Origin of the sequence: Actinomadura physcomitrii (assembly GCF_008923205.2) — a bacterium.
Classification (GTDB): domain Bacteria; phylum Actinomycetota; class Actinomycetes; order Streptosporangiales; family Streptosporangiaceae; genus Spirillospora; species Spirillospora physcomitrii.
Window position 1 is genome coordinate 243,173 of record NZ_WBMS02000008.1, and the last position, 21,747, is coordinate 264,919.

21 protein-coding genes and 1 riboswitch are annotated in these 21,747 nt (G+C 73.5%); of the genes, 20 read left to right on the forward strand and 1 reads right to left on the reverse strand.

The genetic code is table 11. The features are described from left to right. Positions 1-838 precede the first annotated feature (838 nt). The 5 genes from mihF to metK all read left to right on the forward strand — a co-directional run bounded on the left by mihF (position 839) and on the right by metK (position 4,834). Positions 839-1,165, forward strand: coding sequence for an integration host factor, actinobacterial type (gene mihF / locus F8568_RS12970; RefSeq protein ID WP_021597647.1), 327 nt, complete (start codon positions 839-841; stop codon positions 1,163-1,165). 148 nt (positions 1,166-1,313) lie between these two features. Beyond that, positions 1,314-1,862, forward strand: a complete 549-nt coding sequence (gene gmk / locus F8568_RS12975; protein ID WP_151593772.1) for a guanylate kinase — start codon at positions 1,314-1,316, stop codon at positions 1,860-1,862. A gap of 62 nt (positions 1,863-1,924) precedes the next feature. After that, positions 1,925-2,179 carry a DNA-directed RNA polymerase subunit omega gene (rpoZ, locus tag F8568_RS12980; RefSeq protein WP_151542026.1) on the forward strand — a complete coding sequence of 85 codons (255 nt, stop codon included), beginning with the start codon at positions 1,925-1,927 and terminating at the stop codon, positions 2,177-2,179. 72 nt (positions 2,180-2,251) lie between these two features. Next, complete coding sequence (coaBC, locus tag F8568_RS12985; RefSeq protein ID WP_151593773.1) at positions 2,252-3,472, forward strand: bifunctional phosphopantothenoylcysteine decarboxylase/phosphopantothenate--cysteine ligase CoaBC; 1,221 nt, start codon at positions 2,252-2,254, stop codon at positions 3,470-3,472. 168 nt (positions 3,473-3,640) lie between these two features. After that, a complete protein-coding gene (gene metK / locus F8568_RS12990) occupies positions 3,641-4,834 on the forward strand; it encodes a methionine adenosyltransferase (RefSeq protein ID WP_151593774.1) in 1,194 nt (397 codons plus the stop codon). A gap of 352 nt (positions 4,835-5,186) precedes the next feature. Here the strand turns inward: metK and F8568_RS12995 are convergent, their stop codons facing one another. Then, complete coding sequence (locus F8568_RS12995; RefSeq protein ID WP_151593775.1) at positions 5,187-6,857, reverse strand: MFS transporter; 1,671 nt, start codon at positions 6,855-6,857, stop codon at positions 5,187-5,189. A 151-nt stretch (positions 6,858-7,008) separates the two neighbouring features. Between F8568_RS12995 and F8568_RS13000 the strand changes: the two genes are divergently transcribed. From F8568_RS13000 to F8568_RS13070, 15 genes are all read left to right on the forward strand, one after another. After that, a complete protein-coding gene (locus tag F8568_RS13000; protein WP_151593776.1) occupies positions 7,009-9,114 on the forward strand; it encodes a primosomal protein N' in 2,106 nt (701 codons plus the stop codon). Positions 9,115-9,164: 50 nt separating this feature from the next. After that, positions 9,165-10,991 (forward strand): hypothetical protein, encoded by a 1,827-nt coding sequence (locus F8568_RS13005; protein ID WP_151593777.1) that lies wholly within the window; start codon positions 9,165-9,167, stop codon positions 10,989-10,991. 109 nt (positions 10,992-11,100) lie between these two features. Further along, positions 11,101-11,646, forward strand: coding sequence for a peptide deformylase (gene def, locus F8568_RS13010; protein WP_151542021.1), 546 nt, complete (start codon positions 11,101-11,103; stop codon positions 11,644-11,646). Next, positions 11,647-12,573 (forward strand): methionyl-tRNA formyltransferase, encoded by a 927-nt coding sequence (fmt, locus tag F8568_RS13015; protein WP_151593778.1) that lies wholly within the window; start codon positions 11,647-11,649, stop codon positions 12,571-12,573. Beyond that, positions 12,573-13,994 carry an RsmB/NOP family class I SAM-dependent RNA methyltransferase gene (locus F8568_RS13020; protein WP_151593779.1) on the forward strand — a complete coding sequence of 474 codons (1,422 nt, stop codon included), beginning with the start codon at positions 12,573-12,575 and terminating at the stop codon, positions 13,992-13,994. Before fmt ends, F8568_RS13020 begins: the two co-directional genes overlap by 1 nt. A gap of 84 nt (positions 13,995-14,078) precedes the next feature. Beyond that, on the forward strand, positions 14,079-14,756 hold the full coding sequence (gene rpe / locus F8568_RS13025) for a ribulose-phosphate 3-epimerase (protein ID WP_151593780.1): 678 nt from the start codon (positions 14,079-14,081) through the stop codon (positions 14,754-14,756). Between the two features lie 15 nt (positions 14,757-14,771). Next, a complete protein-coding gene (locus F8568_RS13030; protein WP_151593781.1) occupies positions 14,772-15,410 on the forward strand; it encodes an HAD-IA family hydrolase in 639 nt (212 codons plus the stop codon). Between the two features lie 319 nt (positions 15,411-15,729). After that, positions 15,730-15,860, forward strand: a riboswitch (FMN riboswitch). Between the two features lie 96 nt (positions 15,861-15,956). Then, a complete protein-coding gene (locus F8568_RS13035; RefSeq protein WP_151593782.1) occupies positions 15,957-16,565 on the forward strand; it encodes a riboflavin synthase in 609 nt (202 codons plus the stop codon). Continuing rightward, positions 16,562-17,203, forward strand: coding sequence for a nicotinamide mononucleotide transporter family protein (locus tag F8568_RS13040; protein WP_151593783.1), 642 nt, complete (start codon positions 16,562-16,564; stop codon positions 17,201-17,203). Before F8568_RS13035 ends, F8568_RS13040 begins: the two co-directional genes overlap by 4 nt. Continuing rightward, positions 17,200-18,456 (forward strand): bifunctional 3,4-dihydroxy-2-butanone-4-phosphate synthase/GTP cyclohydrolase II, encoded by a 1,257-nt coding sequence (locus F8568_RS13045; RefSeq protein ID WP_151593784.1) that lies wholly within the window; start codon positions 17,200-17,202, stop codon positions 18,454-18,456. Before F8568_RS13040 ends, F8568_RS13045 begins: the two co-directional genes overlap by 4 nt. Continuing rightward, on the forward strand, positions 18,453-18,983 hold the full coding sequence (ribH, locus tag F8568_RS13050) for a 6,7-dimethyl-8-ribityllumazine synthase (protein WP_151593785.1): 531 nt from the start codon (positions 18,453-18,455) through the stop codon (positions 18,981-18,983). The genes F8568_RS13045 and ribH overlap by 4 nt, the downstream gene beginning before the upstream one ends. 71 nt (positions 18,984-19,054) lie before the next feature. Continuing rightward, positions 19,055-19,930, forward strand: coding sequence for an ATP phosphoribosyltransferase (hisG, locus tag F8568_RS13055; protein WP_151593786.1), 876 nt, complete (start codon positions 19,055-19,057; stop codon positions 19,928-19,930). 46 nt (positions 19,931-19,976) lie between these two features. Then, complete coding sequence (locus F8568_RS13060; RefSeq protein ID WP_328600850.1) at positions 19,977-20,369, forward strand: PH domain-containing protein; 393 nt, start codon at positions 19,977-19,979, stop codon at positions 20,367-20,369. Between the two features lie 60 nt (positions 20,370-20,429). Continuing rightward, positions 20,430-21,086 (forward strand): Uma2 family endonuclease, encoded by a 657-nt coding sequence (locus tag F8568_RS13065; protein WP_236008687.1) that lies wholly within the window; start codon positions 20,430-20,432, stop codon positions 21,084-21,086. 37 nt (positions 21,087-21,123) lie between these two features. Beyond that, on the forward strand, positions 21,124-21,744 hold the full coding sequence (locus F8568_RS13070; protein ID WP_328600851.1) for a Uma2 family endonuclease: 621 nt from the start codon (positions 21,124-21,126) through the stop codon (positions 21,742-21,744). The last annotated feature ends 3 nt before the right edge of the window (positions 21,745-21,747 follow it).

The following is a 21,747-nucleotide window of genomic DNA, read 5'->3' on the forward strand; positions in this document are numbered from 1 at the left end:
GGGCCCGGCCACTCGACAGCCGTCCTCAACCCTGGCGGGTGCGGAGCGAGTTCGCGGCTTCGCGAGTGGCTGGTGGCCGGGGCTCGGCGACTGTGGGGGTGTTGGGGATTGGGGGGCGGGGGGTGGATTTGGATTTGGGGGGCGATTTAGCGCTGGTGTTCTTGGGCGTGCGGGAGCGCGCATTGTCGATTTGATTCGCTTGCGAATGCCGGGCCGGGGATCCGCAAAGCGATACGGGCGGACGGCGAAGTCGGTTCGGACCGATTCGCGGTCCGAGGACGCCCGCGGGGCCCGGACCGGGGCGTCCGGGCGCACCGGGGGAGGCGGGCGTGCGCGGGAGGGAGCTTCGGGGTGCGGGCGGAGGCGGCTCCGGTCTGCTGAACGATCTTGGCGGGTGTGCTGTCGAGGATGGCAGTTGCGGTGCGCCCGCGACGTGCGGAACGGCCCGGCGTGACGAGCGTCACTCGGTCGGGACCGGCTGTGGGGGACTTCACACGGGGCCCTCGCGGGGGGCCGGAGTCCGGCCGTCGGGGGGTGGCGGGATCATGGTGGGGAGCCCCTCGGCGGGAGCGGAGCGACGCGCGAGGGTGGTGCCGAGTGCCGTAAATCGGGGCAGAATGGGCGGATTTTCACGATCATGCGAAAGTCCCAGCAAGGCAGGGGGATGGGCTGCCGGAGGGTCCGAGTCGAGTACACTCTGTATTCAGGACACTCCGGGGAGTGATTTTCGTGAATTTGTGGCGGGCTAAACGGCACTTCACGTTGCCTTATGGGGCGTGAACTCGCTAGTTTCCCAACCCGTCCGACTCCGTCGAGTGGAAACCTGAGGTGACCCGGCGTGGCTCTTCCGCCCCTAACCCCCGAACAGCGCGCCGCAGCCCTGGAGAAGGCTGCCAAGGCTCGCAAGGAGCGGGCCGAGGTTAAGAACAAGCTCAAGCACGGGGGGACCTCGCTCGCCGAGGTTCTCAAGGAGGGTCAGTCCGACGACGTCATCGGGAAGATGAAGGTGTCGGCCCTCCTGGAGTCCCTGCCCGGTGTGGGCAAGGTCCGTGCGAAGCAGATCATGGAGCGTCTGGGCATCGCCGAGTCCCGCCGCGTGCGGGGCCTCGGCGCCAACCAGCGCGCCTCCCTGGAGCGTGAGTTCGGCGGAAGTGCGAACCGCTGACGCGCGACTCACGGGCGGGCGCGGCGGCCCTTCGCACGAAGGAACCGCCGCGGCCGGGTCCGGGCTCCCCGGATCCGGCACCATCTCGTCCGGCTCCGGCGCACCCATCACTGCGCCGGCGGGCTCCGAACAACCGCATGGCCCGCTCGTGTCCCGCCTGACGGTCCTGTCCGGGCCGTCGGGCGTCGGCAAGAGCACGGTCGTCGCCGAGATCCGGCGCTCACACCCCCGGGTGTGGCTGTCGGTCTCGGTGACCACCCGGGCCCCCCGCCCGGGTGAGACCCACGGTGTGCAGTACTTCTTCGTCGACGACGCCGGTTTCGACCGGCTCGTCGCCGAAGGGGAGCTGCTCGAGTGGGCCGAGTTCGCGGGCAACCGCTACGGCACCCCGCGGCGGCCCGTCGAGGAGCGCCTCGCCCGCGGCGAGCCCGTCCTCCTCGAGATCGACCTGCAGGGCGCCCGGCAGGTCCGCGAGACGATGCCCGGCGCGCGGCTGGTCTTCCTCGCCCCGCCCAGCTGGGACGAGCTCGTCCGCCGCCTCACCGGCCGCGGCACCGAGCCCCCCGAAGTGATCGAGCGCCGCCTGGAGGCGGCCCGCGTCGAACTCGCCGCCGAAAAGGAGTTCGACGTCACCCTGGTGAACACGTCCGTCCAGGACGTGTGCGATGAGCTGCTAACCTTGATGGCTGTTCGTTAGTGTCGGCGACCGCCGTGTCCGGCGGCCGGCACCGCAGTGAATCACTAGTGGAAGGCCACGGAGTGGCAGCCAGCAGCGAAGGCATCACCAACCCGTCGATCGACGAGCTCCTCGAGGTCGTCGAGACCAAGTACGGCCTCGTGAGCATCGCGGCCAAGCGCGCCCGGCAGATCAACGCCTACTACGCCCAGCTCGGCGAGGGCCTGCTGGAGTACGTCGGCCCGCTCGTCGAGACGCAGGTGCAGGAGAAGCCCCTGTCGATCGCGCTCCGCGAGACGCGCGAGGGCCTCCTCAACGCCGAGCCGATCGAGGGCTGAGTCCCTGAGCCCGCCGCCCTGCGGCGGCCCCCGGGTGCGACCGGGCTCCGGGCCTGATGGGACAGTGTCGGCATGACCTCCCGTAAGCCGCGCGTCGTTCTCGGTGTGAGCGCCGGGATCGCCGCGTACAAGGTGTGCGAGCTGCTGCGGCGGCTCACCGAGTCGGGCCACGACGTCACCGTCGTCCCGACGCGGGACGCGCTGCGCTTCGTCGGCGAGCCGACCTGGGCGGCGCTGTCGGGCAACCCCGTCTCCACCGAGGTGTGGGACGGGGTCGCGCGGGTCCCGCACGTCCGGCTCGGGCAGGACGCCGACCTGGTGTTCGTCGCCCCGGCCACCGCCGACCTGCTCGCCCGCGCCGCGCACGGGCTGGCCGACGACCTGCTCACCAACACCCTGCTCACCGCCCGCTGCCCGGTCGTGTTCGCGCCCGCGATGCACACCGAGATGTGGGAGCACCCGGCGACCCGCGCGAACGTCGCGACGCTCCGCGCCCGCGGAGCGATCGTGGTGGAGCCCGCGTCCGGCCGGCTGACCGGCAAGGACACCGGCCCCGGCCGGCTGCCCGACCCCGCCGAGCTGTTCGAGGCGGCGCGCCGCGTCCTCGACCGCGGGGCCGTGCAGCCCGACCTCGCCGGACGGCACGTCGTGGTGTCCGCCGGAGGCACCCGCGAACCCCTCGACCCGGTCCGGTTCATCGGCAACCGCTCGTCCGGCCTGCAGGGGTACGCGCTGGCCCGCACGGCGGCGGCCCGCGGCGCGCGCGTGACGCTCGTCGCGGCCAACGTCGCGCTGCCCGACCCGGCCGGCGCGCGGGTCGTGCCCGTCGGGTCCGCCGAGGAGATGCGCAAGGCCGTGCTGGAGGCCGCCGGCGACGCCGACGCGGTGGTGATGGCCGCCGCCGTCGCCGACTTCCGCCCCGTCGACTACCGCGGCTCGAAGATCAAGAAGGCGGAGGGCGCCGAGCCGGAGCCGATCCGGCTCGCCAAGAACCCCGACATCCTGGCCGAGCTCGGCGAGCGCCGCCGCGCCGGGCAGGTGATCGTCGGCTTCGCGGCCGAGACCGACGACGTGCTCGCCAACGGCCGCGCCAAGCTCGCCCGCAAGCGCAGCGACCTGCTGGTGGTCAACCAGGTGGGGGAGGACCTCACCTTCGGCCGGCCCGACAACGCCGCGGTGATCCTCGGCGCGGACGGGTCGAGCACCGAGGTCGAGCGCGGCGCCAAGGAGGCCCTGGCCGACGTCGTCTGGGACCTCGTCGCCGCACGCCTGGACCCCCTGCCCGCGGATTGACCGGAGACTGCCCGACCGCGACCAACGCCATACCGGCCTTCGAGGATGATCCCGCTAGACTGCGGGCTTACCACCCTTGAACACCCGTGCGGGGAGGCCCCCCGCCGAACTCGAAGACATATCCGTCCTGCGACGTCAGTCAGCAGCCGCTGCAAGGAGTTCACGTACGTGTCTCGCCGCCTGTTCACCTCCGAGTCCGTCACCGAAGGACACCCGGACAAGATCGCGGACCAGATCAGCGACGCGATCCTCGACTCGATGCTCAAGGACGACCCGAAGAGCCGGGTCGCCGTCGAGACGATGATCACGACCGGTCAGGTGCATGTGGCCGGTGAGGTCACCACCGAGACCTATGTGGACATCCCCGGCGTCATCCGGGAGAAGATCCTCGAGATCGGCTACGACTCGTCCAAGAAGGGCTTCGACGGCCACTCCTGCGGCGTGTCGGTGTCGATCGGCGCGCAGTCCCCCGACATCGCGCAGGGCGTCGACGACGCCTACGAGACCCGCGAGGGCGAGGGCGTCGACGACCTGGACCGGCAGGGCGCCGGCGACCAGGGCCTGATGTTCGGCTACGCCACCAGCGAGACCCCCGAGCTGATGCCGCTGCCGATCACGCTGGCGCACCGGCTCGCGCAGCGGCTGTCCGCGGTCCGCAAGGAGGGCACCGTCCCCTACCTGCGCCCGGACGGCAAGACCCAGGTCACCATCGAGTACGACGGCGACCGCGGCGTCCGCCTCGACACCGTCGTGGTGTCCAGCCAGCACGCTCCCGACATCGACCTCAAGGAGCTGCTCGCCCCGGACGTCAAGGAGCACGTCGTCGACCCGGTGCTCGCCCAGTTCGACCTCGACACCGACGGCTACCGGCTGCTGGTCAACCCGACCGGCCGCTTCGAGATCGGCGGCCCGATGGGCGACGCCGGCCTCACCGGCCGCAAGATCATCGTCGACACCTACGGCGGCATGGCCCGGCACGGCGGCGGCGCGTTCTCCGGCAAGGACCCGTCCAAGGTCGACCGGTCCGCCGCGTACGCGATGCGCTGGGTCGCCAAGAACATCGTCGCCGCGCAGCTCGCCGACCGCGCCGAGGTCCAGGTCGCCTACGCGATCGGCAAGGCGCACCCGGTCGGGGTGTTCGTCGAGACGTTCGGCACCGAGAAGGTCGCCCCGGAGAAGATCGAGAAGGCCGTCGCCGACGTCTTCGACCTGCGTCCCGCCGCGATCGTCCGCGACCTGGACCTGCTCCGCCCGATCTACTCGCAGACCGCCGCGTACGGCCACTTCGGCCGCGAGGTGCCGGACTTCTCCTGGGAGTCCACGGACCGCGCCAAGGACCTGGCCTCCGCCGCCGGCCTCTGACCGACCCGCAGCGTCCCCGACGCACCCGAAAGGGCCCTGGACCACATCCAGGGCCCTTTTCGCGTCCCCAACCCCTCTGCGCCGCCTCAGAGCCGCCCAAAGGCGCCCAGTGACGTGGCCGCGGCCGCGGCGGCCGTCTCGAACCGTCCGGCGGCGGTCGACGACCTCAGTCGTCACGCGAGCGCGTTATCTGACCGGCGGGGACGAAGCCGAAGGCGAGTCCCCGCCGGGAAGCTCTCGCGAAGCGAGGTCGCGCTCGCCCAAGCACGGTCAAGGTGCGAGCCGCTAGGCGAGTGCCTTGGGCCGGGGGTGTGGAGAACACAGCCGCTAGGCGAGGCTCCTGGGCTGGGATTCAGCCAACACAGTGGTTGCCGCGGTGGAGGCCGTAGTGGGCGGCGATGGTGTAGTGGCCGGGGCCCTTGGCGGTCATGCGGACGAAGTCGCCGGCGCGGGCGAGGCAGGCGTCGCCGCCGGTGACGCTGAGCCAGGGGGACCAGGAGACGCGGACGACGACGGAGCCGGGCGACGGCATCTCCACGACGAGTTCGCCGGAGTTGAGGGTCTGGACGGTGGCGGGCGGGTCGACGAGGGGGGTGGGGTAGCTGACGCGGTAGAGGCGCCAGTGCTCGTCGTGCCAGACCTCCGCGAGGTACGGCTGGCCGGCTTTGACGAGGGCGGCCTCGTCCTTGCCGGACCAGTCGGCCTCCTGTTCGGGGAGCACGACGTACTGGACGGCCCATTTCCGCAGCCAGTCGTGGTAGCTGGCCGGGGTGAGGGCCCCGTTCTCATAGAAGAGGCCGTGGCGTTCGGCGTCGACCTGGCGGTTCCAGCCGCGCGCGAGGATGAAGTGGCGGCTGAGCCCGGCGGCCTCCCAGTGGGAGCGGAGGGGGACGACCTCGATGCGGGTGCGCTGGGCGCCGAGCGCGTGGAGTTCGTCGACGAGGCCCTGGGCGTTGGCGGCGGCGGAGGCGGCGGGCGCGGTGTGGACGAGGTCCTCGATGGGCTTAACGACCTGCCATGAGGCGGTGATGATGAACGCCAGGGAGAGCACGGCGATGCGGACGCGGCCGTGTGCGCGCGCGACGGCGGCCAGGCAGAACATCGCGCCGAACACCAGGGAGAGGCGTTCGACGTTGCTTCCGACGGGTGAGGGGATCGCCCAGGTGAGCAGGATGCCGAGCAGGTAGACGCCGGCGCCGACGCGGACGAACCGCCAGCTCGGCGGGGCGAAGACCAGGACGGCGACGACGCTGATGACCGCCCACAGCACGATCGCGGTGAAGGAGATCGGCTGGACGCCGCTGAAGGGGAACAGCAGGCTCGTGGTCCCGACGACGACGGGCATGCCGATCGCGACGGAGATCCCGGCGCGGCGCCGTCCGGTCAGGAACAGGGTGGCGGCGAGGACGAGCAGGAACAGTCCCGCGACAGGGCTGGCGGCGGTGGCGAGCAGGCCGAGGCCGACCATCCCGGCGAAGCGGAGCGCGGGGGTGCCGCGCGGGGTGAAGGCGACGATCACCGCCATCAGCGCGAACATGAGGCCGAGGCCGAACGTGACGCGGCCGGAGGCGGTGTTGCACGACAGCGCGAACGCGGCCCACAGCGCGGCGGGCAGCGCCATGCGCGCCTTGAACCGCCGGAGGAGGTGGGCGGTGAGCCCGGCGGAGACGGTGCCGGCCACCACGGCGACGGCGCGGATGCCGAACAGCGCCATCAGGTAGGGGGACAGGACGCTGTAGGAGGCGGGGTGCATGCCGCCGTACCAGGCGAAGCTGTAGGCGGCGGTGGGGTGCTTCCAGGCGAAGTCGGTCCAGGCGGCCTGCGCGGCGAGGTCGCCGCCCTCGGTGGCCAGGTACAGCGCCCAGATCAGGTGCATGGCGGCCGCGGCGACCGTGGCGGCCACGACGGGGTTGCGGGGGTTGGCCCACCGCTTCCACCAGGACGCGCCGTTGCGGCCCGGGCGGGCCGCCGTTGCGGCCCGGGTCCGGGCGTCGGTCAGCTCTGGACTATGCGCTGTGGTCACATCGCCTGCACGTGCTCGTCGGACGGCGGGAGCGCGAAGGGCGTCGGGCGATCTCGCCTGTTCGCGGATCGGCCTGATGCGCGCCCCGTTCAAACGGACCACACCTTAGCGTGCGCCGATGGCTGTCGGGCTGATCTGGTAGGACGGGGGCGTGAGCGAGGACGGGGGTGGAGCGGACCTGATCCCGGGCCTGGGCGACGTGCCGCGGGTGCCGGCGGGCAAGGCGCGGCAGGCGAAGCCGGGCGACGGCAAGGGCGGTGGCAGGGCGGGCGGGAAAGCGCCGAAGAAGGGCGCGCGGCGCCCGGCGGAGGAGCGGCCCGTCGCGCGTGTCGCGGTGGACATGTCCCTTCCGCATCTGGATCGTCCGTTCGACTATCTGGTCCCCGTGGAGCTGGACGGGAAGGCCGTGCCGGGGTGCCGGGTGAGGGTGCGGTTCGCGGGGCAGCTCGTCGACGGGTTCCTGCTGGAGCGGGTCGAGGAGAGCGGCCATGGCGGGAAGCTGCTGTTCCTGGAGCGCGTGACGTCTCCGGAGCCCGTCCTCACGCCGGAGGTCGCCGCGCTCGCGCGGGAGATCGCCGACCGCTACGCCGGGACGTTCGCGGACGTGCTGCGGCTGGCGGTCCCGCCGCGGCACGCCCGCGTGGAGGCCGAGCCGGTCAAGGAGCCCGCCGAGGCGCCGGAAGACGGACGGGACGAGGGTGAGAACCCCTGGCTGGAGTACCCGGCCGGTGCGTCGTTCCTGAACGCGCTGGCCGAGGGCAGGGCGCCGCGGGCGGTGTGGACGGCGCTGCCGGGCCCGGAGTGGGCGGCGGCCATCGCGCGGGCCGTGGCGGTGGCGCTGCGCGCCGGGCGCGGGGCGCTCGTCGTGGTGGCGGACGGCCGTGACGTGGCGCGGGTGGACGCGGCGCTGTCCGCGGAGCTGGGGGAGGGGCGGCACGTCGCGCTGACGGCGGAGCTCGGCCCGGCCGAGCGGTACCGGCGGTGGCTGGCGGTGCTGCGGGGGAAGGCGCGGGCGGTGGTCGGGACGCGGGCCGCGATGTTCGCGCCCGTCGCCGATCTGGGCCTGGTCGTGCTGTGGGACGACGGGGACGACGTGCACGCCGAGCCGCACGCGCCCTATCCGCATCCGCGGGAGGTGCTGGCGCTGCGGGCGCACCGGGCGAAGGCGGGCGCGCTGATCGGCGGGTTCACCCGGACCACGGACGCCACCGTGCTGGTCGAGACGGGGTGGGCGCACGCCCTGGCCGCCGACCGGGCGCGGGTGCGGCGCGCGATGCCGCGCGTCCGGTACGTGGGGGAGGACGCGCAGCTCGCCAGGGACGCGGCGGCGCGCACGGCGCGGCTGCCGAATCTGGCGTTCGAGGCGGCGCGGCGCGCGCTGGAGGAGGGGCCGGTGCTCGTGCAGGTGCCGAGGCGCGGTTACGTGCCGGGCATCGCGTGCGGGCGGTGCCGGACCCCGGCGCACTGCGTCGCGTGCCAGGGGCCGTTGGCGTTGCCGTCGTCGCACGCGGCGCCGTACTGCCGGTGGTGCGGCCGCATCGCGGGCGACTGGCACTGCCCCGAATGCGGCTTCTTCCAGGTCCGCGCGGTCGTCGTGGGCGCGAAGCGCACGGCGGAGGAGCTGGGCCGGGCGTTCCCCGGCGTGCCGGTGCGGACGTCCGGGCGCGAGGCGATCCTCGAACGCGTGGGCCCGGAGCGGGCGCTGGTGGTGTCGACGCCGGGCGCGGAGCCGCCCGCCGACGGCGGCTACACGGCCGGGCTGCTGCTGGACGGCTGGGTCCTGCTGGCGCGGCCCGACCTGCGGGCGGGGGAGGAGACGCTGCGGCGCTGGATGAACGCGGCGGCGCTCGTCCGGCCGGAGGCGCCGGTGGTGGTGGCGGCGGAGGGCGCGCTGCCGGCTGTCCAGGCGCTCGTCCGGTGGGATCCGGTCACCTACGCCGAGCGGGAGCTGGCGGAGCGCCGGGAGGCGGGGTTCCCGCCGGCGGCGCGGATGGCGTCGCTGACCGCGACCCCGGCCGCGATCCGGGAGCTGCTGGCGGGCGCGCGGCTGCCGGACGGGGCGGAGGTGCTCGGGCCGGTGCCCGTGCCGAGGCAGCCGGGGGCGGAGGGGCCGGAGAAGGAGCGCGCCCTCGTCCGGGTGCCGCGCGCGGCGGGGCTCGCGCTCGCGCGCGCGCTCAAGGAGGCTCAGGGCGTCCGCAGCGCCCGCAAGGCGGCCGAGACCGTCCGCGTCCAGATCGACCCGCTCGAACTCATCTGACCGCGCCGGAGTTGGCCCGCGCGGCGGGCCGGGGCCAATAGGGTTCTCGGGTGGCCGACAACTGGGTGGAGACGACCGCGGGCGACCTGCGGCGCTGGGCGGACGAACGCGGCGAGAAGATCGACGGGCAGGGCGCTCGGCTGCTGCTCGACCTCGCCGCGCGCGAGATGGGGCTGGAGGGCCCGGACGCCCTCACGCCCGCCGCGCTCCGCGCGCTGCTGCTGGAGGTGTTCCCGGACACGGTGGTCGCGGGCGCCGACGAGGTGCCGTCCGTCCTGGACACGCTGCGCGCCATCGCGGCGTTCCTCGGCGACACCGGCGCCGTGACCGCCGAGCGCGCCGCGGAGCTGGCCGCCGAGATCGACCGGCTCGGACCCGAGTTCACCGAGGTGGTCGCCGCGACCGACGACGCCGAGCGGCAGGTCGCCGCGGAGGTCGTCGCCGGGCTGATGGAGGCCGACGGCGTCCCCCTCGACGACCAGGACGCCGTCGAGGAGTGGATGCGCGGGTTCGAGGCGCTGCCCGACGAGGAGCGCTACGCCCGCGCCGAGGAGTACCTGCGGCGCACCGAGGACCTCGTCGTCCCGCCGGTCCGGCTCGCCCCGGCGGCCGACCTGGCGGAGGCGGCGCGCCGCTGCGGCCTGACCGCCGAGGTCCGCGCGCTGGCCGAGTGGACGGGCGAGCGGGCGCTGACCGAGCTGGACGAGCTGACCGCGGCGGACGCCGAGGCCGCGGTCGCCGCGCTCGGCCTCGCCACCCCGCGCCGCCTCCCGGACGTCGAGGTCGGCGACCAGACCGACCTGCCGGAGCTCGACCGGCTCTGGTGGGCCGCGACCGAGGCGGAGGTGATCCGCGCGGAGGGCGGCAAGGCCGCGCCCGGCCCCGCGCTGCCCGACCTCGGCTCCGGCGACGACGAGCGTGTGCTGCGCGCCTGGCTGCGGCTGCTGGACTCCGTCGCCGTCCCCGACCACGACCCGTCCGACGGCCTCGACGCGATCGAGCTGGTCCAGAACGAGCTGACCGGCGTGCTGATCCACCTGTACGAGCAGGAGGAGCCCGCCACCCCCGCCGAGCTGGCCGACGCGCTGCTCGGCCACGTCGCCGAGGCCTACGAGATCTCCGACGAGCGGTCGCTGGCGGAGGCGGTGCGCGACGCGCTCGACCTGGAGCTGGCCGACCTGGCCCGCTGGGGCGTCGTCGAGCCCGCCGGCGACGGCGGCCGGGCGCTGACCCCGCTCGGCGTGTGGGGCGTGCGGGAGCTGCTGCTGGCGGACGGGTTCACCGCGCCGGTCGTCGGGGAGCTGGCGGGCGCGTCCGCCGCCGAGCTGGTCGCGGGGCTGGCCTGGCACCGGCCGGAGACCGCCGACGAGGAGATCGACGGGTGGCTCGCGTCCCACGACGTCAAGGACGCCGCCGCCGACCTGCTGGACGTGATGCGCGGCGGCGGGCCGGGCGCCCGCAACCTCGCCGCCGCCGTGCTGCACCGGGTCGGCCCGGAGGCCGCGCCGGTGGTGCGGGCCGCGCGGGAGCATCCGCTCGTGTCCCCGTACGCGGCGCTGTGGCTGAACGCGGCGGGCGACCCGGCGGGCCGGGAGCTGTCCCGCGCCGAGTACCTGTGGGTGTTCGTCGACACCGTCGCCGGGATGCTGGAGACCGCCGAGCCGGCGGAGGCCGTCGAAGCCGCGCTGGTCGACGCGCCGCCCGGCGCGGAGATGCGGGAGATGGTGGACGAGCTGTGGCGCACCGACCACCCGGGCGTCGCCGAGGTCCTGGAGGCGCTCGGCGACCACCATCCCGACAAGGCGACCGCCAAGGCCGCTCGCACCGCCGCCTACAAGGCCCGCTCGGCGCGGGCCGCCGGGAGCGGCGGCGTGTGAGGTCCGCGTGATCCCTCCGTAGACTGGAGGCCGCGACATCCACGGTCCCGCCCGGCGCGCCCCCTGCGAGCGGCGCGCGGCGTCCCACCCCGCAGGAACGGAGTCCTCGTTGGCCGTCAAGCCCATCCGCCTCTTCGGCGACCCTGTGCTGCGCACGCCCGCGGAGCCGGTGAAGGACTTCGACAAGGAGCTGCGCCAGCTCGTCAAGGACCTCACCGACACGATGATCGACGCTCCGGGGGCGGGCCTGGCGGCGCCGCAGCTCGGCGTGGGCCTGCGGGTGTTCACCTACTACGTCGACGACCGGCTCGGGCACGTGGTGAACCCGACGCTCGACCTGTCGGACGAGCAGGAGACCGACGACGAGGGCTGCCTGTCGCTGCCCGGCCTGGCGTTCCCGACGCCGCGCTCGGTCGGCGTCGTGGCGAAGGGCTTCAACATGCACGGGGAGCCGATCACGCTGGAGGGCACGCACCTGCTGGCCCGCTGCGTGCAGCACGAGACCGACCACCTGGACGGGATCATCTTCATCGACCGGATGGACCCCGAGCAGCGCAAGGCCGCGATGAAGGCGATCCGGGAGGCCGAGTGGTTCGGCGACCCGGCGCCCGTGGTGAAGGAGTCGCCGCACCGCACCTTCGGGAAGGCGATCTAGATGCGCCTGGTCTTCGCGGGGACGCCCGAGACCTCCGTCCCGGCGCTGGACGCGCTGCTCGGCTCCGACCACGAGGTGGTCGCGGTGGTGACCCGCCCGGACGCCCGGTCCGGCCGCGGCCGGCGTCTGGAGGCGAGCCCGGTCGCGGTCCGCGCCGCCGAGGCGGGCGTCGAGGTGCTCAAGCCCGCCAAGGCCCGCGACCCGGAGTTCCTCGACCGGCTCCGCGCGATCGCGCCCGACTGCTGCCCGGTCGTCGCCTACGGGGCGCTGCTCCCGCGCGAGGCCCTCGACATCCCCCAGCACGGCTGGGTGAACCTGCACTTCTCGCTGCTGCCCGCGTGGCGCGGCGCGGCGCCCGTCCAGCGGGCGATCCTGCACGGCGACGACGTGACGGGCGCGGCCACGTTCCAGATCGAGGAGGGCCTCGACACCGGCCCGGTCTACGGGGTCCTCACCGAACCCATCCGCCCCACCGACACCACGGGCGACCTGCTCGGACGGCTCGCCGTCGCGGGCGCCGGCCTGCTGCTCGACACGATGAACGGCATCGAGGCCGGCGTCCTGGAGCCGCGCCCGCAGCCCACCGAGGGCGTGTCGCACGCGGCGAAGCTGACCTCCGAGGACGGCCGCGTCGACTGGGGGACGCCCGCCCTGCACATCGACCGGCTGGTCCGCGCCTGCACGCCCGCGCCGGGCGCGTGGACGACGTTCCGCGGCGCCCGCCTCAAGCTCGGCCCGGTCCGTCTCGTCCCGGACGCGGAGAAGCCGGCCCCGGGCGAGCTGCGCCCCGGGAAGAAGGAGGTGCTGGTCGGCACGGCCACGCACCCCGTCGCGCTCGGCGACGTCCAGCCGCAGGGCAAGCGGCGCATGGCGGCCGCCGACTGGGCCCGCGGCGTCGACCTCACCGGTAAGGACGCGTTGCACTGATGCCGCCGACCCGCGGCGGCCGTGGCCGTCCCGACCGCAACCGCCGGCCCGGCGGCCCCCGCAAGACGGGCCGCCCGCAGGACCTGGTGCGGCGCACCGCGTTCGACGTGATCCGCGCCGTGGAGACCCGCGACGCGTACGCGAACCTGCTGCTGCCGACGCGGCTGCGCGACCGCGGCATCACCGGCCGCGACGCCGCCCTCGCCACCGAGCTGACCTACGGCACGCTGCGCGGCCGCGGCACCTACGACGCGGTCCTCGCGCTGTGCAGCGACCGCGAGCTGCGCCGGATCGACGCGCCGCTGCTGGACGTGCTGCGCCTCGGCGCGCACCAGATCCTCGCCACCCGCATCCCTCCGCACGCCGCGGTCGGGACGGCGGTGGAGCTGGCGCGGTCGGTGTCGGGCCCCGGCCAGGCGAAGTTCGCGAACGCGGTGCTCCGCAAGGTCGCCTCCCGCGACCTGGGCGCGTGGCTGGCGATCGTCGCGCCCGCCGACGCCGACGCCACCACCCGGCTGTCGGTCGCGCACAGCCACCCGAAGTGGATCGTGTCGGCGCTGCGGGACGCGCTCGGCCCCGACCGCGGCGAGATCGACGCCCTGCTGGAGGCCGACAACGCCCGCCCGCGCGTGACGCTGGTCGCCCGGCCCGGCCGCGCGACCGCGCAGGAGCTCTACGACGCGGGCGCCGAGCCCGCCCCCTACTCGCCGTACGCGGCGGTGCTCGGGGAGGGCGACCCCGGGCACATCGACGCCGTCCGGGACGGGCGCGCCGCCGTCCAGGACGAGGCGAGCCAGCTCGTCGCGCTCGCGCTCGCGGCGGCCCCGCTGACCGGCCCCGACGCCCGCTGGGCCGACGTCTGCGCGGGTCCCGGCGGAAAGGCGGGCCTGCTGTCGGCCGTGGCCGCGCAGCGCGGCGCGCGGCTGCTCGCCGCCGACGTCCAGCCGCACCGCGCGGGCCTCGTCCGGCGCGCGGTCGACGACCGCACGGGCGTCGTCGCGGCGGACGGCACCGCCCCGGCGTGGCGGCCCGGCGCGTTCGACCGCGTCATGGTGGACGCGCCCTGCACCGGCCTCGGCGCGCTGCGGCGCCGTCCCGAGGCGCGCTGGCGCCGCGGCCCCGAGTCGGTCGCCGAGCTGGGGCCGCTGCAGCGGCGGCTGCTGGCGACCGCGCTGGAGTCGGTCCGTCCCGGCGGCGTCGTCGCCTACGTCACCTGCTCGCCGCACCTCGCGGAGACGCGGGTGGTGGTGGACGACGTGCTCAAGGGCCGCGACGGCGTCGAGCGGCTCGACGCGCCCGCCGTCCTCGCCTCCGTCGCCGCGGACCTCACCGGCGTGGGCGACGGCCCGTACGCGCAGTTCTGGCCGCACCGGCACGGCACCGACGCGATGTTCCTCGCCCTCCTGCGCCGCGGGGACTGACCCGCCGGCGCTCACCGGGCCACCCCCGCGCTCACCCGGTCGGGTGATGGGCGGGACGAACCGGCCCAATAGACTCGGGGGATCATGGCACCTCAGATCGCACCCAGCATCCTCTCGGCGGACTTCGCGCGCCTGGCCGAGGACGTCGCGCTCATCTCCGGCACCGCCGACTGGGTGCACGTCGACGTCATGGACAACCACTTCGTGCCCAACCTGACCCTCGGGCTCCCGGTCGTCGAGGCGCTGCTGAAGCACAGCGCGCTGCCCCTCGACTGCCACCTGATGATCGAGGACCCGGACCGGTGGGCGCCGCAGTACGCCGAGGCCGGCGCGGGCAGCGTCACCATCCACGCCGAGGCCGCCAAGGCGCCGATCCGCACCCTGCGCGCCATCCGCTCTGCGGGCGCGCGCGCCGGGCTCGGCGTGAACCCCGCCACGCCCGTCGAGGGCTTCGAGGACCTCCTCGGCGAGATCGACATGCTGCTGCTGATGACCGTCGAGCCCGGCTTCGGCGGGCAGAAGTTCCTGGACGTCGTGCTGCCGAAGGTCCGCCGCGCCCGAGACATGATCAAGGGCCGCGACCTGCCGGTCTGGGTGCAGGTGGACGGCGGCGTCAGCGCCGAGACGATCGAGCGCTGCGCGGACGCCGGCGCGGACGTCTTCGTCGCCGGCAGCGCCGTCTACGGCGCCGACGACCCGGCCGACGCCGTCCGGCGGCTGAAGGCCCAGGCGGCGAAGGCGACCGCCGCCGCCTCGTGGTGAGGGTCCGCTGACCTCATGGTGACACTGCCCTGTACGGCCGTCCTGTTCGACGTGGACGGCACGCTCGTCGACTCGACCCCGCTGGTCGAGGCGGCCGCCCGCGTCTGGGCGGCCGAGTACGGCCTCGACGCCGACGAGTTCCTGTCGGGCGCCCACGGCCGCCGGACCAGCGACCGCGTCGCCGACTTCCTGCCCGCCGACCGGGTCGCCGCGGCCACCGCCCGCCTCGACGCCCTGGAGGCCGAGCGCACCGGCGGGATCACCGCGCTGCCCGGCGCCCTGACCCTGCTGACCGCGATGAACGGCATGCCGTGGGCCATGGTGACGTCCATGGACAAGGAGCAGCTCGGCGTCCGAACCGGGGCCGCCGGCGTCCCGCTGCCGCCCGTCGTGGTCACCGCCGAGGACGTCCCGCGCGGCAAGCCCGACCCCGCCGGCTACCTGCTGGCGGCCTCCCGCCTCGGCGCCGACCCCGCGGCCTGCGTCGTCATTGAGGACGCCCCGGCGGGCATCGCCGCGGGCCGCGCCGCCGGCGCGACCGTCCTCGCCGTCGCCACCAGCCACGACCGGTCGGAGCTGACCGCGGCGCACGCGATCGTCCCGGACCTGACGCACGTCGCCACCGGCCCCGGCGGGCTCCGCCTCACCCGCTGACCACCCCGCGGACTCCAGGCTCGTCCCGCCCTTCCCAGAGGCCACAGACCGAGACATCGTCTACCTCGACCCGCGGTCCGCGGGCCGCGCCGCCGGGCCCACGTTGGGAATGGCGGTCACCACGGGCTCGGCGGCGCGGAGTCGGTTGCGGGGAGCGGAGGCGGGTTCCGGATCGGGGTCTACCCGGTACCGGAGATCGTTGAACGTTGAACCGGGCCACGATAACCCGAGCGGGCGCTTGGCAGACCGGATACGGCCGTGGCGATCCTCACATAGGGCGGGGAATGGTTCGCATGGCACACTGGTTCCCAAAGCATGAACGCGTGCTCCGGGGTCGGTGAAATTCCGAACCGGCGGTGACAGTCCGCGACCCGGCCGAAGCCATCGGCCGGTTGACCTGGTGGAACTCCAGGACCGACGGTGAAAGTCCGGATGGGAGGCAGCGCGCAGCACGCCCCTGCGACGGCGGGGGCGCCCGCAACGTCGACGCACGTACACCCCCGGAGCCGGGTTCCGTAGCGAAACGGAACTGAGGAGGCCCGGGGAATGTTCACCGGCATCGTCGAGGAACTCGGCGAGATCGTCGCGGTCGAGGCCGAGGGCGACTCGGCCGTCCTGACGATCCGCGGCCCGCTCGTCACCGAGGACGCCGTCCACGGCGCGTCGATCGCCGTCAACGGCGTCTGCCTCACCGTGGTGGACGTCAAGGACGGGACCTTCACCGCCGACGCGATGAAGGAGACCCTGGACCGGTCCAGCCTCGGTGCCCTGGAGCCCGGGTCCAAGGTCAACCTGGAGCGGCCCGTCCGGCTCGCGGACCGGCTCGGCGGCCACCTCGTCCAGGGCCACGTCGACGGCGTCGGAACGATCCTCTCCCGCGAACCGGGCGAACGCTGGGACGTCGTCACCGTCTCGCTGCCCCCGGAGCTGGCCCGCTACGTCGTCGGCAAGGGCTCGATCACGGTCGACGGCATCAGCCTCACCGTCGTCGAGGCCGGAGCCGACCGGTTCAGCGTCGCGCTCATCCCGACGACGCTGTCCCTCACCACGCTCGGCCACAAGAAGCCCGGCGACCCCGTCAACCTCGAGGTCGACGTCGTCGCCAAGTACGTCGAGCGGATGCTCGGTGACCGCGCCGCGGGCGGCGCAGCATGAACTGGCTGGACGCGGGCTTCGACGTCTCCGGCGAGCACATCCTCTGGACCGACCTCGCCGGCAACGTCCTGTCGCTCGCCGTCGTGTGGCTCGCCATGCGCAAGACCCTCTGGACGTGGCCCGTGCAGCTCGCCGGCGCCCTGCTGCTCCTCGCCGCGTCCGTGCACGCCGACGTCCCCGGCAACGCCCTCAAGCAGGTGCTCTTCGGCGTCCTCGCCCTCTACGGCTGGGCGATGTGGGCGCGCGGACGGCGCGGCGGCGACCCCCTGGTCGTACGGAGCGCGACGGCGAAGGAGCGCGCGGTGCTGATCGCCGCGCTCGCCGCCGGCACCGCCGCGGCCGCCGAGCTGTTCCTCCACGTCGACTGGCTCAAGGCCGCCTGGTCGCCGTGGGCGAACGCCTACATCTTCGTCGGCAGCGCCGTCGCGACGTTCGCGCAGAGCCGCGCGCTCGTCGACTTCTGGATCGTGTGGGTGCTGGTCGACCTGGTCGGCGTGCCGGTCGCCCTGCACTCCGGGCTGTACGTGTCCGGCGCGGTCTACGTGATCTTCTTCGTGATGGTGATGGTCGGGTTCAGGAACTGGCTGCGGGAAGCGAAGGCAGTGCCGGCCCCCGGGAACAAGGCGGTGACCGCATGAGCGGCAGCGACGGATTCAACGGCAGCGACGGACCGAGCGGAAGCGGGATCTTCGACCCGATCGAGGAGGCGGTCGCCGACATCGCGGCGGGCCGCGCCGTCGTGGTCGTCGACGACGAGGACCGCGAGAACGAGGGCGACGTCATCTTCGCCGCGTCGAAGGCGACGCCGGAACTGCTCACCTTCACGATCCGCTACACCAGCGGCGTGATCTGCGTCCCGATGGAGGGCGCCGACCTCGACCGGCTGCAGATCCCGCTGATGACCGCGCAGAACAGCGAGCGCATGCGCACCGCCTACACCGTCAGCGTCGACGCCAGGCTCGGCGTCAGCACCGGCATCTCCGCCGCCGACCGCGCCCGCACGATCCGCACGCTCGCCGACTCGGCGTCCGAGCCCCGCGACCTCGTCCGCCCCGGGCACATCTTCCCCCTGCGCTACCGCGAGGGCGGCGTGCTGCGCCGCCGCGGGCACACCGAGGCCGCCGTCGACCTCGCCCGGATGGCCGGGCTCGCCCCCGCGGGCGTCCTCGCCGAGGTCGTCAACGAGGACGGCACCATGGCGCGCCTCCCCGAGCTGCAGGTGTTCGCCAAGGAGCACGGCCTCAAGCTGATCTCCATCGAGCAGCTCGCCGAGCACCGCCGCCGCACCGAGGCGATGGTCACCCGGGTCGTGGAGACCCGGCTGCCGAACCGGTACGGGATGTGGCGCGCCGTCGGGTTCTCCAGCGAGATCGACGGCGGCGAGCACCTCGCGCTCGTCCTCGGCGAGATCGGCGACGGCGAGGACGTCCTCGTCCGCGCGCACTCCGAATGCCTCACCGGCGACGTCCTGCACTCCGAGCGCTGCGACTGCGGCACCCAGCTCGACGCGGCCATGGAGCGGATCGCCGCGGAGGGCCGCGGCGTCGTGGTGTACCTGCGCGGCCACGAGGGCCGCGGCATCGGCCTGCTGGCCAAGCTGCGCGCCTACGTCCTGCAGGACGCCGGCGCCGACACCGTCGACGCCAACCTCGAGCTCGGCCTGCCCGCCGACGCGCGCGAGTACTCCAACGCCGCGCACATGCTGCGCGACCTGGGCGTACGCTCGATCCGGGTGCTCACCAACAACCCCGACAAGCTCAAGGGCCTGGACGGGTTCGGGCTGGACGTGCGCGGCCGCGAGACGATGCCCGTCGTCGTCACCGAGCACAACCGGCGCTACCTGACGGTCAAGCGGGACCGTCTCGGACACGAGATAGAAGGACTCTCATGAGCGGTGCGGGACGGCCTGAGGACACCGTCGTCGACGCCGCCGGGCTGACGCTCGGCGTCGTCTGCACGCGCTGGCACGGGCAGATCACCGACCAGCTGCTGGAGCGCGCCGTCGCCGCGGCCAAGGCGTGCGGGATCGACGCGCCCGTCGTCGTCCGGGTCGCCGGCGCCCTGGAGATCCCCGTGATCGCCCAGCAGCTGGCCCGCGACCTGGACGCCGTCGTCTGCCTCGGCGCGGTCATCCGGGGCGCGACGGCACATTTCGACTATGTCTGCGAGTCCGTGACGAGCGGTGTGACACGCGTTGCACTGGACGAGTCGACTCCGGTGGGCAACGGGGTCCTCACATGTGACACCATTGACCAGGCACTGGAACGCAGCGGGCTGCCGGGCAGCTCCGAGGACAAGGGATGGGAGGCGACTGTGGCCGCACTCGACACGGCACTGACCCTGCGAGGTCTGCGGCATCACGGTCACGCCGGGCGCGGTTCGGAGCATTTCGAGCGGGTCCAGGGGCTCCGCCCCTGAATGACTCGCGCATCTGGGCTCCTGAGATCACCCCGGTAACCCGTACGCAACCCATTCCGAAAGGCAATTCCGTGCTGTCACTCGTCCTGCCGAAGGGGTCGCTGGAGAAGGCGACCATGCAGCTGTTCGACGCCGCCGACCTCACCGTCCGGCGCGCCTCGGACCGCGACTACCGCGCCTCCATCGACGACCCGCGCATCGACCGCGTCCGGGTCCTGCGCCCGCAGGAGATCCCGACCTACCTCGAGCAGGGCCTGTTCGACCTCGGCATCACCGGCCGCGACTGGATCACCGAGACCGACTCCGACGTGGTCAGCCTCGGCGAGCTGCAGTACTCCAAGGCGACCTCCAACCCGGTCCGCGTGATCATGGCGGTGCCGGAGGACGCGCCCTGGCAGAGCGTGTCCGACCTGCCGGAGGGCGTCCGGATCTCCACCGAGTTCCCGGCGATGACCAAGCGGTTCCTCGACAAGCACGGCGTGAAGGCGAAGGTCGTCCCGTCCTACGGCGCGACCGAGGCGAAGGTCCCCGACATCGTGGACGCGATCGTCGACCTCACCGAGACCGGGTCGTCGCTGCGCAAGAACGGCCTGCGCATCCTCGACACCCTGCTGACCAGCTACACCGAGCTGGTCGCCAACCGCGAGGCCTACGAGGACGCCGAGAAGCGCGCCGCGATGGAGGACGTCTCCCTGCTGCTGCAGGGCGCGATCCGCGCGCGCGGCAACGTGCTGCTGAAGCTGAACGTCGCCCAGGCCGACCTGCGGAAGGTCCTGGACATCATGCCGTCGATGTCGTCGCCCACGGTCACCTCGCTGGCCGGCGGCGACTCCAGCGCGGTCGAGTCCGTCGTCGCCAAGCGCGGCGTGAACACGCTGATCCCCGCGCTGAAGGCGGCCGGCGCGCACGACATCCTCGAGATCCCCATCTCGAAGATCGTTGACTGAGGTCAGGGCCCTTCCGGTCGTGTGGCGTCCCCGCACCACACGGCTCGTGGCCTACATCACGGCGGGCGTGGTCGTGCTCGGCCTGATCGCGCTCGCCGTGGTGGTGGCCCCGCAGTTCAAGCTGTTCGACCGGGTCCTCATCATCGTGTTCGGCCTGGTCGCCGGGTGGGTCCTGCACATGCTGGCGCGCTGCCGCGTCACCGCCGACGAGGCGGGCCTCACGGTCGTCAACGCGTTCCGCACCCGCCGCCTCGCCTGGCCCGAGGTGCTCGGCGTCTCCATGACCGAGGGCGACCCGTGGCCCACCCTCGACCTCGCCGACGGCACGTCCATCGGCGCGATGGGCATCAACGGCGCCGAGAAGGCCCTCGCCGCCCGCCAGCTCGGCGAGCTGAAGGCCCTCCTGCGCACCCGCAGCGAAACCCCCGACCCCGCCTGAGACGCCCTGTTCTAGGCTGTTGGCAGGACCAGGCGCGCGGCTGTGTGCCAGAGTATGCGCATGAGCGCGCAGAGTATCGAGTCATGTGCGGAAAGTGGTCACATGGAGCCTGAGACGCTGCCAGACTGGGTGATCCCCCCGCCGGGCGGCTTCACCGCCGACGACTTCCTGCGCATGCGCGGTCTGCCCCGGCACACGGAGCTGATCGACGGGAGCCTGGTCTTCGTGAGCCCGCAGCGCAAATGGCATGGCAGAGTGATCGACCTGCTCAAGGACGAGCTCAAGCGGCAGGCGCCGCCACATCTGCGCGCCGATCGGGAAATGGCCGTGAGGCTGGGAGAGCGGCAGGTGCCGGAACCCGATGTGCTCGTCGTGACCGCCGAGGCGTACGACCGCGAGGAACCGGGCACCTACTACTTTCCCGAGGACCTCGTCCTCGCCGTCGAAGCCGTCTCGCCCGACTCGGAGGAGCGGGACCGAGGGAACAAGCCCGCCAAGTACGCCGCTGCCGGGATCAAGCATTTCTGGCGCGTCGAGCAGGACGACGGCCGGACCATCGTGTACGTCTACCAGCTCGATCCCGCCACCGGCTCCTACGTTCCCACCGGCATCCACCATGACCGGCTCAAGCTGACCTTGCCCTTCGACATCGACATCGACATCGATCTCACCTCTCTCGGGACGCTCCGCCGACCGCCCGGCCCCGGCGCTTTGTAGGGCGCTTCGCGGGATGAATGCGCCTGAAGGTGCGGAGGTGGCACCCGATGAGGGCACGGGCATCATCGTGGCGAGCGCCGAGTCGCTGCCGGACTGGGTCCGCCCGCCGGCGGGCGGGTTCACCGCCGATCACTTTCTGCGCATGCGCGACCTGCCGCGCCGGACCGAGCTGATCGACGGCGCGCTGGTCTTCGCCGCTCCGCAGACGCTGTGGCACTCCTGCGTGAGGCACTTGATCGGCGAGGATCTGCGGCGCCAGGCCCCGGAGGGGTTGATACCCGTCAGCGGTATGACGGTGAAGCTCGATGATCGCCAGGCTCCGGAGCCGGACGTGGTCCTCGTGACGCTGGAGGCGTGCCGTCGAGGGGGACTGGACCTGTGCTTCTTCTCCAGGGAGGACGTCCGGCTCGTGGTGGAGGTGGTCCTGCCGGATTCGGAGATACGCGACCGCGATGTCAAGCCCCGCAGGTACGCGGCTGCGGGCATCGAGCACTTCTGGCGGGTGGAGGATGTCGATGACCAGACGGTCGTCTTCGTCCACGAGCTCGATCGCGCCACCCGGTCTTACGGCCCGCCCAGTGTCCATCGGGGGCGGCTCGAGGTCGGCGTGCCGTTCGACATCGAGATCGATCTGGAGGCCATCGACGCGCGCTGGTAGGCG

Coding starts and splice junctions, on each gene's coding strand:
- F8568_RS13045 (WP_151593784.1), top strand. CDS start 17,200: ATGAGCGGCAGCGACGGATTCAACGGCAGCGACGGACCGAGCGGAAGC.
- rpe (WP_151593780.1), top strand. CDS start 14,079: ATGGCACCTCAGATCGCACCCAGCATCCTCTCGGCGGACTTCGCGCGC.
- F8568_RS13035 (WP_151593782.1), top strand. CDS start 15,957: ATGTTCACCGGCATCGTCGAGGAACTCGGCGAGATCGTCGCGGTCGAG.
- fmt (WP_151593778.1), top strand. CDS start 11,647: ATGCGCCTGGTCTTCGCGGGGACGCCCGAGACCTCCGTCCCGGCGCTG.
- F8568_RS13065 (WP_236008687.1), top strand. CDS start 20,430: ATGAGCGCGCAGAGTATCGAGTCATGTGCGGAAAGTGGTCACATGGAG.
- ribH (WP_151593785.1), top strand. CDS start 18,453: ATGAGCGGTGCGGGACGGCCTGAGGACACCGTCGTCGACGCCGCCGGG.
- coaBC (WP_151593773.1), top strand. CDS start 2,252: ATGACCTCCCGTAAGCCGCGCGTCGTTCTCGGTGTGAGCGCCGGGATC.
- F8568_RS13020 (WP_151593779.1), top strand. CDS start 12,573: ATGCCGCCGACCCGCGGCGGCCGTGGCCGTCCCGACCGCAACCGCCGG.
- F8568_RS13040 (WP_151593783.1), top strand. CDS start 16,562: ATGAACTGGCTGGACGCGGGCTTCGACGTCTCCGGCGAGCACATCCTC.
- F8568_RS13030 (WP_151593781.1), top strand. CDS start 14,772: ATGGTGACACTGCCCTGTACGGCCGTCCTGTTCGACGTGGACGGCACG.